The sequence below is a fragment of the Variovorax sp. Soil_C_26 genome, from assembly GCF_057657075.1.
On the sequence record NZ_JBDGJC010000001.1, the window covers coordinates 758,222 to 770,012 of the forward strand.

At 67.5% G+C, this 11,791-nt stretch carries 12 protein-coding genes and 1 tRNA gene; 7 read left to right on the forward strand and 6 right to left on the reverse strand.

Annotated features, from left to right (window positions below; all coding sequences use genetic code 11):
• Positions 1–22: 22 nt before the first annotated feature.
• Positions 23–517, reverse strand: a complete 495-nt coding sequence (locus AC3A6G_RS03670; RefSeq protein WP_487858273.1) for an aminoacyl-tRNA deacylase — start codon at positions 515–517, stop codon at positions 23–25.
• Entirely contained in the window at positions 518–1,579 is a 1,062-nt protein-coding gene (locus AC3A6G_RS03675) for an aldo/keto reductase (RefSeq protein WP_487864071.1), read from the reverse strand. It lies immediately after the preceding gene.
• A 64-nt stretch (positions 1,580–1,643) separates the two neighbouring features.
• Here AC3A6G_RS03675 and AC3A6G_RS03680 point away from each other — a divergent pair, with 64 nt between their 5' ends.
• Positions 1,644–2,570 carry an alpha/beta fold hydrolase gene (locus AC3A6G_RS03680; protein WP_487873101.1) on the forward strand — a complete coding sequence of 309 codons (927 nt, stop codon included), beginning with the start codon at positions 1,644–1,646 and terminating at the stop codon, positions 2,568–2,570.
• Here AC3A6G_RS03680 and AC3A6G_RS03685 read toward each other — a convergent pair.
• Positions 2,567–3,271 carry an aspartate/glutamate racemase family protein gene (locus AC3A6G_RS03685; RefSeq protein WP_487873102.1) on the reverse strand — a complete coding sequence of 235 codons (705 nt, stop codon included), beginning with the start codon at positions 3,269–3,271 and terminating at the stop codon, positions 2,567–2,569. The genes AC3A6G_RS03680 and AC3A6G_RS03685 overlap by 4 nt on opposite strands.
• Positions 3,272–3,470: 199 nt before the next feature.
• On the opposite strand from AC3A6G_RS03685, the gene prfB reads away from it, so the two are divergent.
• The 5 genes from prfB to AC3A6G_RS03710 all read left to right on the forward strand — a co-directional run bounded on the left by prfB (position 3,471) and on the right by AC3A6G_RS03710 (position 9,081).
• Positions 3,471–4,575, forward strand: a protein-coding gene (gene prfB, locus AC3A6G_RS03690; RefSeq protein ID WP_487858277.1) for a peptide chain release factor 2 whose coding sequence is annotated in 2 segments (ribosomal slippage) — positions 3,471–3,551 and positions 3,553–4,575 — 1,104 coding nt in all. Because the reading frame shifts where the segments join, the coding sequence is not laid out codon by codon here.
• Positions 4,575–5,249: an HAD family hydrolase gene (locus tag AC3A6G_RS03695; RefSeq protein WP_487873103.1), complete on the forward strand. Its 675-nt coding sequence runs from the start codon at positions 4,575–4,577 to the stop codon at positions 5,247–5,249. Before prfB ends, AC3A6G_RS03695 begins: the two co-directional genes overlap by 1 nt.
• Positions 5,233–7,941, forward strand: a complete 2,709-nt coding sequence (pepN, locus tag AC3A6G_RS03700; protein WP_487858279.1) for an aminopeptidase N — start codon at positions 5,233–5,235, stop codon at positions 7,939–7,941. The genes AC3A6G_RS03695 and pepN overlap by 17 nt, the downstream gene beginning before the upstream one ends.
• Before the next feature lie 22 nt (positions 7,942–7,963).
• The gene (locus tag AC3A6G_RS03705) at positions 7,964–8,980 is read left to right on the forward strand and encodes a class 1 fructose-bisphosphatase (RefSeq protein ID WP_487858280.1); all 1,017 of its coding nucleotides are present in this window, start codon (positions 7,964–7,966) and stop codon (positions 8,978–8,980) included.
• 25 nt (positions 8,981–9,005) lie between these two features.
• Positions 9,006–9,081, forward strand: a tRNA-Thr gene (locus AC3A6G_RS03710).
• 49 nt (positions 9,082–9,130) lie between these two features.
• On the opposite strand, the gene AC3A6G_RS03715 is transcribed toward AC3A6G_RS03710, so the two are convergent.
• Both AC3A6G_RS03715 and AC3A6G_RS03720 read right to left on the reverse strand, forming a co-directional pair.
• Complete coding sequence (locus AC3A6G_RS03715) at positions 9,131–9,454, reverse strand: helix-turn-helix domain-containing protein (RefSeq protein ID WP_487858281.1); 324 nt, start codon at positions 9,452–9,454, stop codon at positions 9,131–9,133.
• Entirely contained in the window at positions 9,429–9,803 is a 375-nt protein-coding gene (locus AC3A6G_RS03720; protein WP_487858282.1) for a transcriptional regulator, read from the reverse strand. Before AC3A6G_RS03720 ends, AC3A6G_RS03715 begins: the two co-directional genes overlap by 26 nt.
• Before the next feature lie 99 nt (positions 9,804–9,902).
• Here AC3A6G_RS03720 and AC3A6G_RS03725 point away from each other — a divergent pair, with 99 nt between their 5' ends.
• Positions 9,903–10,832, forward strand: coding sequence for an SMP-30/gluconolactonase/LRE family protein (locus AC3A6G_RS03725; RefSeq protein ID WP_487858283.1), 930 nt, complete (start codon positions 9,903–9,905; stop codon positions 10,830–10,832).
• Between the two features lie 15 nt (positions 10,833–10,847).
• Here AC3A6G_RS03725 and AC3A6G_RS03730 read toward each other — a convergent pair whose 3' ends face one another.
• The gene (locus tag AC3A6G_RS03730; protein ID WP_487858284.1) at positions 10,848–11,789 is read right to left on the reverse strand and encodes a dimethyl sulfoxide reductase anchor subunit family protein; all 942 of its coding nucleotides are present in this window, start codon (positions 11,787–11,789) and stop codon (positions 10,848–10,850) included.
• Between the last annotated feature and the right edge of the window lie 2 nt (positions 11,790–11,791).

Genomic DNA, 11,791 nt, shown 5'->3' on the forward strand with positions numbered 1-11,791 from the left:
CGGCAGCATGCAGGCGGGCTGGCTATTCTGCCAGCGCGCATTCCACCGGCTTGGCGCCGAGCAGCCGCACGCACACCTGCGGGTCAATCCCGATCAGGTAGCCGCGCCGGCCGCCGTTGAGCACGATGCGCGGCAGCCCCAGGATGCTCGACTCGATGTAGACCGGCATCTCGCGCCGCGTGCCGAACGGTGAGGTGCCGCCCACCATGTAGCCGCTGTGGCGCTGCGCAACCTCGGGCGTGCAGGGCTCGACCGACTTGGCACCGATCTGGCGCGCGAGGTTCTTGGTCGAGACGGTGCGGTTGCCATGCATCAGCACGATCAGCGGCTTCGCGTCCTGGTCCTGCATCACCAGCGTCTTGATGACCATGAACGGGTCGAGTCCGAGCATCTCGGCGCCGCGCTGGGCGCCGCCGTGTTCCTGGTACGCGTAGGGATGCTCGGTGAACTCAACCTTCGCGGCACGCAGCAGCTGGGTGGCCGGCGTTTCCGAGACGTGGGCGCTCTTCTTCGGCATCTAGTTGGCCGGGTCGCGCATTTCCCAGCGGATGCGGTCGATCTCGGCCAGCAGTCCGGCCGGCAGCTCGGTGCCCCAGGCGTCGATGTCCTCGTCGAGCTGGGCCAGCGTGCGCACGCCGATGATGGTGCTCGCCACCTGCCACTTGGCGCGGCAGAAACCCAGCGCGAGCTGCACCGGCGTGAGGCCGTTGTCGCGCGCGAGCTGGTTGTAGCGCCGCGCGGCCGCGAGCGCCTCGGGCCGGCCCCAGCGCAGCTTGCGCACCGATTCGTAGCGCGTGATGCGCGCCTCCTGCGGCGCCTCGGGGCCGACGATGCCGCTCTGGTCGTACTTGCCCGTCAACAGGCCGTAGGCCAGCGGCGAGTAGGCCAGGAGCGACACGCCGAGCCGGTGCATCGTCTCGTCGAGCCCGTTCTCGGCGAAGCGGGCGGCCAGGTTGTAGATGTTCTGCACCGAGGCCACGCGCGGAAGGCCATGCTGTTCGGCGAGCCGCACGAACTCGTGCACGCCATAGGGCGTCTCGTTCGAGAGCCCGATCGCGCGCACCTTGCCCGCCTTCACCAGCCCGGCAAAGGCTTCGAGCTGCTCGAGGATCGGGGTCTTCGAACGCTCGCTCGCCGGGTCGTAGTAGAGGTTGCCGAAGGCCGGCACGTGGCGCTCGGGCCAATGGATCTGGTAGAGGTCGATCACGTCGGTGCGCAGCCGCTTCAAGCTCGCGTCGCACGAGGCCACGATGTCGGCGGGGGTCATGCCCTCGCCTTCGCGCACCCACGGCGTGTTGCGCGCCGGGCCTGCCACCTTGCTGGCGAGCACGACGCGCTGCCGCACGCCGGGGTGGGCCGCGAACCAGTTGCCGATGATGGTCTCGGTGGCGCCGTAGGTCTCGCGGCGCGTGGGCACGGCATACATCTCCGCCGTGTCGAGAAAGTCGACGCCACGATCGAGGGCGCGGTCCAGGATCTGGTGGGCCGAGGCTTCGTCGACCTGCTCGCCGAAGGTCATGGTGCCGAGGCAGATCGGCGTGACATGAAGGTCGCTCTGACCGAGTTGGATTTTTTGCATGCGCGAACTTTACTGTCGTCTGCCGGACTCTGCCGGTCGGCTGCACTTCGTATCATCGGCGCCCATGTACCAAGCCCTCCGCCCCTCGCGCAGCGAATTCGTCCCCGTGCGCAACCTCCAGTACCACGTGCGCACCTGGGGCCGCCCCTCGGCCGAACGCCCGCCGCTCGTGCTGGTGCATGGCTGGATGGACGTGGCGGCTTCGTGGCAGTTCGTCGTCGACGCCATGGCCGAGGAGTGCTTCATCGTCGCGCCCGACTGGCGCGGCTTCGGGCTGACCGATGGCGGCGGCGTCGACAACTACTGGCTGCCCGACTACCTGGCCGACCTCGAATGGCTGCTCGACCATTACGCGGGCGAAGGCGACGCGGCGCGCCCGGTCGATCTTGTCGGCCACAGCATGGGCGGCAACGTCGCCATGCACTATGCGGGCACCCGGCCCGAGCGCATCCGCCGCCTCGTCAACCTCGAAGGCTTCGGGATGCCGGCGCGCCGGCCCGACGAAGCGCCAGAGCGTTACGGGAAATGGATCGACGAACTCAAGCGCCTGCACCGCGGCGAGATGGACCTGTCGACCTATTCCGCGGTGGACGGCGTGGCGCGCCGCCTCATGAAGACGAATCCGCGCCTGTCGCCCGACAAGGCCCAGTGGCTCGCAGGCCACTGGTCGGCCGCGCGCAAGCAGCCCGACGGCAGCGAGCGCTGGCAGATCCTCGGCGAGGCGGCGCACAAGATCGTCAATGCGAACATCTTCCGCGTCGACGAGACGCTCGCGCTCTATGCGCGCATCGCGGCGCCCACGCTGATGGTCGAGGCCGCCGACGACAGCCTCCAGGGCTGGTGGAAAAACCGCTACACGCTCGACGAATTCCACGAGCGGCTGAAATCCGTGCCCTCAGTGCGGATCGAGCGGCTCGAAGCGTCGGGTCACATGCTGCACCACGACCAGCCCGAGCGCGTGGCGCAACTGATCGAGGATTTCCTCGCCTAGCCTTCCCGCTTCGCCGCCGCCCGCCGCAGCGCCGCGCGCGCCAGCAGCCGCGTCGAATTGAGCGTCGGCAGCGGCGAGTTCACGTCGTTCATGATCAGCGGGATCTCGGTGCAGCCGAGGATCACCGCGTCGCAGCCGTCGTGCTCGCGCATGCGCTGGATCACGCGCCGGAAGGTCGCGATCGCCTCGGGCTTGAAGACGCCGCAGACCAGCTCGTCCATGATGATGCGGTTGATCTCCTCGCGCTCCTCGGCGGCGGGCCGCACGCACTCCAGGCCCACGGCCGAGAGCTTGTCGGGATAGACATCGCTCTCGACGAGCCAGCGCGTGCCCGTCAGCGCCAGGCGCCGAAAGCCGCGCCGCGCGGCCTCGTCGGCCACGCAGCCCGCGATGTGCAGCCATGGCAGCGGCGAGCGCGCCTCGATGAATGGCAGCGCCTGGTGGATCGTGTTGTCCGGGCAGACCAGGAAGTCGGCGCCCGACTTGGCGAGCTTGTCGGCGGAGGCGAGCATCACCTCGCCCACGCCGCGCCAGTCGCCGCGGTAGATGTGCGCCATGTAGTCCGCGAGCGACGGCGTGTGCATCGAGACTTCGGGATGCGCATGCGGCCCGAAGAGCGCCGCGCCTTCGACGCAGATGGTCTGGTAGCAGAGTGCAGCGCCCTCGGCGGAGCAGCCGACGATTCCGATGTGCTGGGTCATCCGCGCCATCCTACAAGCGGCGCCGCGGCGGCGGCAACCCTGCCGGCATGGACTTGCGCGCTGCCTTGGGACTTATGGCTTACTACAGATGGAAACGCCTGGGGCGTTCGCTCCGGCCGGTCCAAAACTGGCGCAGCCCGGGGCCATCGGGCCGGGCATGAGAAAATGTCCGGTTTCCCCGAACAGATCAGGACACCCCATGGACGCAGAACAAATCAACCAGATCGGTGCAACGCTTGCGGACCTGAGCGCCCGCACGGCAGATTTACGGAGGTATCTTTGACTACGATGCCAAAGCCGAACGTCTGAGGACGGTCAACGCATCGCTCGAGGATCCCAACGTCTGGAACGACCCCAAGAAGGCCCAGGAATTGGGCAGGGAAAAGAAGTCGCTCGACGACGTGGTCGTCACGCTCGACCGGCTCACCAGCGGCCTCTCGGACAACACCGAGCTCTTCGACATGTCGAAGGAAGAAGGCGACATGGATGGCCTGCAGTCGATCGCCGATGACGCCGCCGCGCTCGAGGCCGACATCAAGCAGCTCGAATTCCGCCGGATGTTCAACAACCCGGCCGACCCGCTCAACGCCTTCGTCGACATCCAGGCCGGCGCCGGCGGCACCGAGGCCTGCGACTGGGCCAGCATGCTGTTGCGCCAATACACGCGGTACGCCGAGCGCAAGGGTTTCAAGGCCCAGCTCGAGGACGAGACCCCGGGCGACACCGCCGGAATCAAGAGCGCGACGATCAAGGTCGAGGGCGAGTACGCCTTCGGCCTGCTGCGCACCGAGACCGGCGTGCACCGCCTGGTGCGCAAGTCGCCGTTCGACTCCTCGGGCGGGCGCCACACCAGCTTCGCGAGCATCTTCGTGTACCCGGAGATCGACGACTCGATCGAGATCGACATCAACCCGGCCGACGTGCGCACCGACACCTTCCGCGCCAGCGGCGCCGGCGGCCAGCACATCAACAAGACCGACTCGGCCGTGCGGCTCACGCACATCCCGACCGGCATCGTGGTGCAGTGCCAGGACGGCCGCAGCCAGCACAGCAACCGCGACGTGGCCTGGAAGCGCCTTCGCTCGCGCCTGTACGACCACGAGATGCGCAAGCGCCAGGAAGAGCAGCAGAAGCTCGAGGACAGCAAGACCGACGTGGGCTGGGGCCATCAGATCCGCAGCTACGTGCTCGACAACAGCCGCATCAAGGACCTGCGCACCAACGTCGAAGTCTCGGCCACCCAGAAGGTGCTCGACGGCGATCTCGACGTGTTCATCGAAGCCTCGCTGAAGCAAGGCGTCTGATGAAGGTCGAAGCGCTGATCTTCGACATGGACGGCACCATGATCGACTCCATGCCGGCGCATGCGCGCGCATGGGTCGAGTTTGCGGCGCGCCACGGCCTCGCGCTCGACGCGAGCGAGATCCTCGCGCGCACCACCGGCCGCACCGGCGTGGAGTGCATGCCCGAGCTGTTCGAGCGGCCGCTGTCCGACGCCGAATGCCTGGCGCTGGTCGACGAGAAGGAAGCGATCTACCGCACGATGTTCGGCGACAGCTTCGCAGAGGTGGCCGGCTTCACCGCCTTTGCCGGCGCCGCCGTCGCGCGCGGCCTGAAGGTGGCAGTGGGCACGGCCGGCGACCGGCACAACATCGAGTTCGTGATGTCGCGCCTGAAGATGGATCCGCTGCCGCTCGCCGTGGTGGGTGGCGACGAAGGCTTTGCCGGCAAGCCCACGCCCGAGATCTTTCTCGAAGCCGCGCGGCGCATCGGCGTGGCGCCCGAACGCTGCGTCGTGTTCGAGGATGCGCCCTTCGGCATCGAGGCCGCACGCCGCGGCGGCATGCGCGCCGTGGCCGTGTGCAGCACCCATTCCCCCGCCGAGCTCGGCGGTCCGCATGTGATCGCCGCGGTTCGCGACTACAACGAACTCGCCCATTCGAATTTTCTGGAGACCCTCGATGCTGCTGCAGCGTGACGCCCAAGGGCAACCCATTGCCATTCGCCGCGAAGACTATGCCGCCCCGGCATTCTGGATCGACACCGTCGACCTGACTTTCGACCTCGACCCCGCCAAGACGCGCGTGCTCAACCGCATGCAGCTGCGCCGCAACCCCGACGTGCCGCCGCAGCCGCTGCGCCTCGACGGCGACGAGCTCAACCTGGCCCGCGTGCTGGTCAACGGCCAAGGCGCCTCGTTCCGCATGGAAGGCGAGCAGCTCGTGCTCGACGGCCTGCCCTCGGCCCAGGAAGGCGCCTTCGAACTCGAGATCTTCACCACCTGCTGCCCCATCAAGAACACCAAGCTGATGGGCCTGTTCGTGAGCGAGGACACCTTCTTTACGCAATGCGAGGCCGAGGGCTTCCGCCGCATCACCTACTTCCTTGACCGGCCCGACGTGATGGCGACCTACACCGTCACGCTGCGCGCCGCCAAGGCCGCCTACCCGGTGCTGCTGTCGAATGGCAACCTCGTCGATCAGGGCGACCTGCCCGAAGGCCGCCACTTCGCCAAGTGGGTCGACCCGTTCCGCAAGCCCAGCTACCTGTTCGCACTGGTGGCGGGCAAGCTCGTCGCGCGCGAGCAGCGCATCACCGCGCGCAGCGGCAAGGAGCACCTGCTCCAAGTGTACGTGCGCGCCGGCGACCTCGACAAGACCGAGCATGCGATGAACTCGCTCATCAACTCGGTGCTGTGGGACGAGGCCCGCTTCGGCCTGCCGCTCGACCTCGACCGCTTCATGATCGTGGCCACGAGCGACTTCAACATGGGCGCGATGGAGAACAAGGGCCTGAACATCTTCAACACGAAGTACGTTCTGGCCAACCAGGCCACCGCCACCGACGCCGACTACGGCAACATCGAAAGCGTGGTCGGCCACGAGTACTTCCACAACTGGAGCGGCGACCGCGTGACCTGCCGCGACTGGTTCCAGCTCTCGCTGAAGGAAGGCCTCACCGTCTTCCGCGACCAGGAGTTCAGCCAGGACCTCTGCGCCGACGCGTCGGCGCGCGCCGTCAAGCGCATCGAGGACGTGCGCGTGCTGCGCACCGCCCAGTTCCCCGAGGACGCCGGCCCCATGGCGCATCCGGTGCGGCCCGACAGCTACATCGAGATCAGCAACTTCTACACCGTCACCATCTACGAGAAGGGTGCCGAGGTGGTGCGCATGATGCAGACGCTGGTCGGCCGCAAGGGCTTCGAGCGCGGCATCACGCTGTACTTCGAGCGCCACGACGGCCAGGCCGTGACCTGCGACGACTTCGCGCAGGCCATCGCCGATGCCAACCCCGACTCCGAACTCGCGCGCCTGCTGCCGCAGTTCAAGCGCTGGTACAGCCAGGCCGGCACGCCACGCCTCGCAGCGCACGGCGTGTACGACGCGCAGAACCGCAGCTACACGCTCAGCGTGGTCCAGAGCTGCCCGCCCACGCCGGGCCAGCCGACCAAGGAGCCCTTCGTCATTCCGCTGAACGTCGGCCTGCTCGACGCCAGCGGGCGCGAGCTGCCGGTGCAGCTCGAGGGCGAGAGCGAGGTCACCCGCGGCACCCGCACGCTGGTGCTCTCGCGTGCCGGCGAGCAGATCACCTTCGTCGGCCTCGACGCCGAGCCCGTGCCCTCGATCCTGCGCGGTTTCAGCGCACCCGTGATCCTCGACTTCGACTACACCGACGCCCAGCTGCTCACGCTGCTGGCCAACGACCCCGATCCGTTCAACCGCTGGGAAGCCGGCCAGCGCCTCGGCCTTCGCGCCGCGGTCAGGGGCATCGACGCGGTCGCGGGCGACACCACGCCGGTGCTCGACGACGCCTACGTCGAGGCCATGCGCAGCGTGCTGCGCCATCCGCAGCTCGACGCCGCCTTCAAGGAACTGGTGCTCACGCTGCCCTCGGAGACCTACATCGCCGAGCAGCTCGACGTGGTCGACCCGCAGCGCGTGCACCTGGTGCGCGAGGCCATGCGCGCCCAGCTCGCCACCGCCCTTTTTGCCGACTGGCAATGGGCCTTTGAAGCCCATCACGACACCGGCGCCTACAGCCCCGACCCCACGTCGGCAGGCCGCCGCGCACTGGCCGGCATGGCCCTGAACTTCCTGTGCCTCGCGGCGCGCGCCTCGGGCGACGCCGTGTGGCCCGGCAAGACGCTGCAGCGCTTCAAGGACGCGGGCAACATGACCGACCGCTTCAACGCGCTCAATGCGCTCGTGGCGTCGGGCCATGCGCTGGCCGGACAGGCGCTGGCGCGCTTCCATGCCCTGTTCAAGGACGAAGCCCTCGTCATCGACAAGTGGTTCTCGCTGCAGGCCGGTGCATCCGACCGCGGCGGCGACATCCTGCCCCTGGTCAAGCAGCTGATGAAGCACCCGGACTTCTCGCTCAAGAACCCGAACCGCGCACGCAGTGTGATCTTCAGCTACTGCAGCGCGAACCCCGGCGCCTTCCACCGCCCCGACGCGGCCGGCTACGTGTTCTGGAGCGAGCGCGTCATCGAGCTCGACGCCATCAACCCCCAGGTGGCCGCCCGCCTCGCACGCGCGCTCGACCGCTGGAGCAAGCTGGCCGAGCCCTACCGCAGCGCTGCGCGCGAGGCGATCGCGCGCGTGGCAGCCAAACCCGACCTGAGCAAGGACACGCACGAAGTGGTTACGCGTGCATTGGCCGGCAACTGAAGAAACTGAACACAGAAAGCATATGGCTCAACAACAGAAGATCTCCCTCACCCGCTACCTCGTCGAACAGCAGCGCGCCGACGGACTCATTCCCGGCCAGCTGCGCCTGCTGCTCGAAGTGGTCGCCCGCGCCTGCAAGAGCATCAGCCAGGCCGTCAACAAGGGCGCGCTCGGCGGCGTGCTCGGCACGGCCGAGAGCGAGAACGTGCAGGGCGAGATCCAGAAGAAGCTCGACATCATCGCCAACGAGGTGCTGATCGAGGCCAACGAATGGGGCGGCCACCTCGCCGCCATGGCCAGCGAGGAAATGGACAGCATCTACGTGGTGCCCAACCGCTACCCGCAGGGCGAATACCTGTTGATGTTCGACCCGCTCGACGGCAGCAGCAACATCGACGTGAACGTCAGCATCGGCACCATCTTCAGCGTGCTGAAGAAGCCCGACGACACCCCCGGCGTGCAGGAAGCCGACTTCCTGCAGCCCGGCACCGAGCAGGTGGCCGCCGGCTACTGCATCTACGGCCCGCAGACCACGCTGGTTCTCACCGTGGGCAACGGCGTCGCGATGTTCACGCTCGACCGCGAGCAGGGCAGCTTCGTGCTCACGCAGGAAGACATCCAGATTCCGGCCGACACCAAGGAATTCGCGGTCAACATGAGCAACATGCGCCATTGGGACGAGCCCATGAAGCGCTACATCGACGAATGCCTGGCCGGCAAGGAAGGCCCGCGCGGCAAGGACTTCAACATGCGCTGGATCGCCAGCATGGTGGCCGACGTGCACCGCATCCTGATGCGCGGCGGCGTCTTCATGTACCCCTGGGACAAGCGCGAGCCCGAAAAGGCCGGCAAGCTGCGACTGATGTACGAGGCCAACCCGATGAGCTGGCTCGTCGAGCAGGCCGGCGGCGCAGCCACCAACGGCAAGCAGCGCATCCTCGAGCTGCAGCCCACCAAGCTGCACGAGCGCGTGAGCGTGATGTTGGGTTCGCGAAACGAAGTTGAGCGTTTGACCCGCTACCACGCCGAAAAGGCCTGACGGAGTGGCTATAATCTGAGGCTTCGCCGGTGTAGCTCAGTCGGTAGAGCAGCTCATTCGTAATGAGAAGGTCGGGTGTTCGATTCATCTCTCCGGCACCAATACAGACAAAGCCCCGTTGCTATTAAATAAGTAGCAACGGGGCTTTTCTCATTGGCGATGGTAGTTCGGATCGATCACTCTCAGCGCCTCGGGCATCTTCTCTGCAATGGCAATCAACGTCTTGGCCGCGCCGGTCGGCTCGCGGCGCCCCTGCTCCCATTGCTGCAACGTGCGTACCGACACGCCGAGGAGCGATGCGAAGCCCGCCTGCGACAAGCCGGCATTCTCGCGCGCGGCCACCACAGGCGTGTAGACCTTGCGGGTCCTTCCGGCGCTCATCTCGCGGGCCGACTGCACGAGCAGCGCTTCGAAATCCTGATTCGATTCGAAGGCGATCAACTCGGCATCAGTCATCGGCTTTTTCTGCGGCATTTCGCAACTCCTTCAAGGTTTCGCCAGAGATCGAATCAAGGTTCGCTTTGGGGTAGATCAGCAGCAAGACGATTTCACCGGCGTTTCTGCGGTTGAAGTACACGACCCGGACGCCGCCGCTTTTGCCGGAGCCGCTTCGGCTCCAGCGCACCTTGCGCACTCCGCCGGACCTCTGAACAGGATCGCCGGCATCGGGATGCACGGAGATGTAGGCTGCGAAATCGCCTCTTTCTTGCTCTGTCCAATAGTTCGGCCATAGCTTCTGAAGGTCTGGGTTTCGACGACGGTGAGCATTCGATCGCCATACGCCAATGGCGCATATTTTAGGCGATTGTTCCGTGACGGCCATCACGAATTCCGCACGTCACTCCCGGGACTGGGCACCGCCCGCAAGAAACAGCACACTTGCAAGCCCCACACCCCAGACCTGATAAGAAAGGCACGCCCGATGCAAATCCGCGAACTCGCCACCGGCTTGCAATTCCCCGAAGGCCCGATCGCCATGGACGATGGCTCGGTGCTGCTGGTCGAGATCGCCCGCGGCACGCTCACGCGCGTGCGGCATGACGGGCTGGTGCAGGTGGTGGCCGACCTGGGCGGCGGGCCGAACGGCGCGGCCGTCGGGCCCGACGGCGCGGTGTACGTGTGCAACAACGGCGGCTTTCGCTGGCACACCGAGGCCGATGGCTGCCAGCGCCCGGTGGGCGAGGCGGACGACTATTCGGGCGGCCGCATCGAGCGCGTGAACCTCGCCACGGGCCGCGCCGAGCGGCTCTACGACACGGTCGACGGGGCGGCGCTGCGCGGGCCGAACGACTTGGTGTTCGACGCCGCGGGCGGCTTCTACTTCACCGACCTGGGCAAGGTGCGCGAGCGCGACATGGACCGGGGCGGCGTGTTCTACGGCCATGCCGACGGCAGCGGCGCGCACGCGATCGCACGGCCGGTGATGACGCCGAACGGCATCGCGCTGTCGCCCGACGGGCGCACGCTCTACTACGCCGAAACCGAGGGCGCACGGGTCTGGGCCTTCGACATCGTCGCGCCGGGCCGCGTGCGCAAGGACGGCTGGCCCTCACCGCACGGCGGCCGCATGCTCTGCGCGTCACCGGGCGGGCACTACCAGCGCTTCGACTCGATGGCGGCCGATGCGCTCGGCAACCTCTGCGTGGCGACGCTGCTGCACGGGGGCATCACGATCGTCGCGCCCGACGGCAGCAGCTGCGAACACGTGCCGCTGCCGGATCGCTACACCACCAACATCTGCTTCGGCGGGCGCGACATGCGCACGGCCTACGTCACGCTGTCCGGCAGCGGCCGGCTGATCGCCATCGACGACTGGCCGACGCCGGGGCTGCGGCTCAACCACCAGGCCTGAAGAACCGCGCCGGATTCAGGACACCACCTGGTAATACAGGTTCTGCGGATGCCGGGCCTGCGCGAAGAAGAACCAGCGTTCGGCCAGCAGGCCGGGCGCCTGCACCAGCACCGCGAGCAGCCACGGCCACGAGACCTCGCTCGCCAGCAGGCCCCACACGAGCAGCAGCGAAGGCAGCGCAAAAGCCAGCAGCAGGAAACCGAGCTTGACGTTGCGCAGCGCCGCGAGCGAGACGCCATGGAAGAACTCGCGCGTATTGAACGCGCCGGCCGACATGCCCATCGACTTCTGCACCAGATTGGCCCCCGGGATGCCGGTGGCCGACTGCAGCGTCGACTTGGGGCGCAGGGTCGCATTGCGGCGCAGCGACAGCGCGCGCACGCCCCAGGCCACGAGCGTGGCCGCCAGGGCCCACGGGCCGAAGACCTGCACGAAGCGCGCCTCGCCGGCCACCGCGCCCATGGCGCAGGCGAGCACCAGGCCCGACGACAAGCCGATCAGCATGAAGTTGGCGATGGTGATCGGATGCGCCCATTCCTCGATGAAGCGCAGGCAGGCGTAGATCATGGCGGTGCAGTACCAGAGCGCAGCGGCCCCGGCCAGCACCAGCACAGGCAGCAGCCATGCCGCGATCGCACCCGGCGTGGTGCCGAGCTGCAGCGAAAGCCACCAGGCCGCGACCAGTGCGATGAACGCCGGCAGCACGATCACTTCGCGCGACATCCACGAGGTGCGCCACATCAGCACCGCACGCCAGGCGCGCGACTTGCGCCCGAGGTGCAGGAACGAGGCCGCGAGGCCCGCGACCAGTAGCACCTCGGCGAACGCGAGCGCGGCGCTCAGGAAAGCGGGCGCGAGGCCGAGGCCGAACAGCACCGCGAGCGCGAGCGCGACGACGAGCCCCTGCGCGGCGCCGGCCAGCGTGGTGAAGAAAAGGATGGAGAACGCGGGATGCATCG

Coding starts and splice junctions, on each gene's coding strand:
- AC3A6G_RS03670 (WP_487858273.1), bottom strand. CDS start 517: ATGCCGAAGAAGAGCGCCCACGTCTCGGAAACGCCGGCCACCCAGCTG.
- AC3A6G_RS03675 (WP_487864071.1), bottom strand. CDS start 1,579: ATGCAAAAAATCCAACTCGGTCAGAGCGACCTTCATGTCACGCCGATC.
- AC3A6G_RS03680 (WP_487873101.1), top strand. CDS start 1,644: ATGTACCAAGCCCTCCGCCCCTCGCGCAGCGAATTCGTCCCCGTGCGC.
- AC3A6G_RS03685 (WP_487873102.1), bottom strand. CDS start 3,271: ATGACCCAGCACATCGGAATCGTCGGCTGCTCCGCCGAGGGCGCTGCA.
- AC3A6G_RS03695 (WP_487873103.1), top strand. CDS start 4,575: ATGAAGGTCGAAGCGCTGATCTTCGACATGGACGGCACCATGATCGAC.
- pepN (WP_487858279.1), top strand. CDS start 5,233: ATGCTGCTGCAGCGTGACGCCCAAGGGCAACCCATTGCCATTCGCCGC.
- AC3A6G_RS03705 (WP_487858280.1), top strand. CDS start 7,964: ATGGCTCAACAACAGAAGATCTCCCTCACCCGCTACCTCGTCGAACAG.
- AC3A6G_RS03715 (WP_487858281.1), bottom strand. CDS start 9,454: ATGCCGCAGAAAAAGCCGATGACTGATGCCGAGTTGATCGCCTTCGAA.
- AC3A6G_RS03720 (WP_487858282.1), bottom strand. CDS start 9,803: ATGGCCGTCACGGAACAATCGCCTAAAATATGCGCCATTGGCGTATGG.
- AC3A6G_RS03725 (WP_487858283.1), top strand. CDS start 9,903: ATGCAAATCCGCGAACTCGCCACCGGCTTGCAATTCCCCGAAGGCCCG.
- AC3A6G_RS03730 (WP_487858284.1), bottom strand. CDS start 11,789: ATGCATCCCGCGTTCTCCATCCTTTTCTTCACCACGCTGGCCGGCGCC.